The 2,728-nt window shown below is 43.1% G+C and carries 1 protein-coding gene; it reads right to left on the minus strand.

Annotated features, from left to right (window positions below; genetic code table 11):
- Positions 1-93 precede the first annotated feature (93 nt).
- A partial coding sequence (locus PAND9192_RS20040; RefSeq protein WP_234999234.1) for a GEVED domain-containing protein occupies positions 94-2,728 on the minus strand: 2,635 nt, incomplete at its 5' end.

The following is a 2,728-nucleotide window of genomic DNA, read 5'->3' on the forward strand; positions in this document are numbered from 1 at the left end:
GTTATTTATCTGTCTTTTTAGATGATTAATATTTTTTTATTTTGCGACTGAATATTCATGGTTTATTTTAATTCAATCGCATTCTACTATTAATTATTTCACTTTAACTTTATAAGTAACATAGCCACTTTCTGCAGGGGCTAAGGTACCACCTAATTGCCACTCAATACCGCCTTCATAACCCACGGCATTGGTGTCATCTACTGCTTGCACATTACACGAGACAATACTGGATGGTAATAATGTAGCTGGGGACGTGCAGTTCAGCACTTCTGCAAGTTCGGTATATTCAGGTATCGCATCAAACAGCTTGATAGTGTCAATCGGACCTGAGCCATTATTAATAAAGTAAATTTTATACTCTAATACATCCCCAGGTTTGGCTTGGTTGCTACGGTTTTCACCATCACTGGTCGTTATATTTTGTACTGTTTTCTCTATCTCTAGCTCGCCGGCACCACTAAAGCTCACTTTGATGGTATCTACATCACTGACTTGACGAGTTTCAGTGGTATTGGTAAATGCCATATCTGCATTGAGTTGATAGTTATACACCGCATGTAGCGGTACATTCGCTGGCACCATCACTTTCACCAATACACATACTTGCGTGGTCGCATCAGCAGTCACCGCTGTAGGGTTGATAACAAATCCATCAACACCGGCATCAATTTCACCATTACAGTTGGCATCAAAGTACAGAACTTCACTCCATGGGTAGCCTGATGGTGATGCTTGTTGATTGGTAATAGTAAAGCTGACATCACCCGAAGTATTCACATTAAATTTATGGCTAAAGACTACCGGTAATCCAGGCTCGGTTTCGGTGTAATTATCCGGCTCTAGTGTTGGGACACTGACTTTACCAAAGTCAAGATTGGCAAGGTAATCCCCCGCACTAGCATTCACCACCATTTGACTATCCGTCAATGTACTATTGGTCACTTTACCCACAAGCCCCAGCGCTACGTCAGACACATCAACTTCAGAGATATCAACCCAAGCCGCTTGTGAAACCACTTCAAGTAAGATGTCTTTATCTGCAAGCTCTACAGGGATCACTAAGGTATAGCTGCCATCACCGGATGTCACCGTTTGGACAATTTCTTGCCCTAAGCTATAACTGCCGGTTGGGGTGGCTTCATTATAAACGGCACGAACGATGAAATTGGCTAATCCGCGCTCTTCCCCTTCTTGCTTACCATCGTGTGCAGTAACCCCTCCTTTACCATTATCTTCAAACACCGTGCCCTCTAGCACTATTTGGTTAATTAAGTTAAATCGATAATCCTCTACCTCACCGTTAGCCACTGTACCCGTTGGCGCATTACAAAGGTTAGTGGCATTACATAAACGGAAACGAATAAAGGTTAAACCATCATAACCGGCAGTTGGTCCTGCGCTTAAAGTTAATGATACGTTGTTATTACCCGCAATCACGGCGAGATCATTAAGTACCGTTTCACCCACATCATCAAAATCACCGTCACCATTTAAGTCGACAAAGGCACTTAAGAAACCACTACCGCCAGTAACGGTTACTGGAATGATTGTTGGGGTTGCAACAATCATATCGGCTGGCATCACGACACCTTCCTCATCATCCTCACCCGTGACATTATCACCGGTAGCATCATCACTGAAGAAGTCATGAATATCAGGGTCCCAACGTGTACCTAAGATTAAATCAGGAGTACCACTGAGGGCGACATCACTATTACGGTGTCCTGCTTTACCGTAAGTTTCAGGGGCATCGCCACGATCAACACTGGCAATACAACCTGAAGCATCATGCTGTGATAAGAAGCCATCACCACTGCTGACAACATAAGAAGCATCATTGGTGATCATGTTAATTCGGTATAAACCTACCTGATCAAATACATCATAACTGCCATCACGATCCGTATCATGATCGCCACCATTAGTCAGAACATAAAGGTGATTCAAATCATCAGTTACGACTGAGCCACTCCATAAGTTCGGTGCTTTCGCTCCATTGAAGTTTAGATTCGTAACGGTAACGGTATTCGTCACTGGATTTAAAGCATACAACTTCGGTACTGTTGGCTCAGCTTCAACCATATTAAAGCCGTAAGTAAAGCCATTACCGGAAATATCTGCCGCATAAAGCAGACCATCAGTTTCTGATACGGCCCAATCTGCACTGATATGCAGCGCCCCTACACCAGTATCAATCATTGCTGCAGGTATCGGTTTCACTTCAAACGTCATCGCCGCTAAATCAATGATCAAATAACTATCCCATTGACTATGAGTAATATAATACTCACTACCATCACGGGATAAACTACCGGTATTAGGCCAACTGAACGAGCCACCGACCGTAATGGAATCACCGGCATTGACAGTTCGAGATGCCGAACCATTGATGTAATTAATCGTGTAAGTCCCTTGCGAACGAATGACTCCCAGAGGAATAAAGCTCGTCCCTAATGTATCCGTTGCTATCAACGCTAACTGTTGATTACTGTCACGGTAAGTCGTATACAAAATACCCGTATCACGCTTAATCGCTAATGAATTCAATCCATTAATAGTCACACCTGTTTGAATATCCGAGAAGGTGAAACTTAATGGCTGTACAGGAGTAACAGCCGTCAGAGTATAATTAGGATCCGTAACCGCTTTCGTTACATAGAGCTGATCACACGTTGCTGTTGTAACCAAGTCAGATATAAAGATACGGTAATCTTCCACTTCGCCA

This window comes from Photobacterium andalusiense (assembly GCF_900185625.1).
GTDB classification, from domain to species: Bacteria; Pseudomonadota; Gammaproteobacteria; order Enterobacterales; family Vibrionaceae; genus Photobacterium; species Photobacterium aquimaris.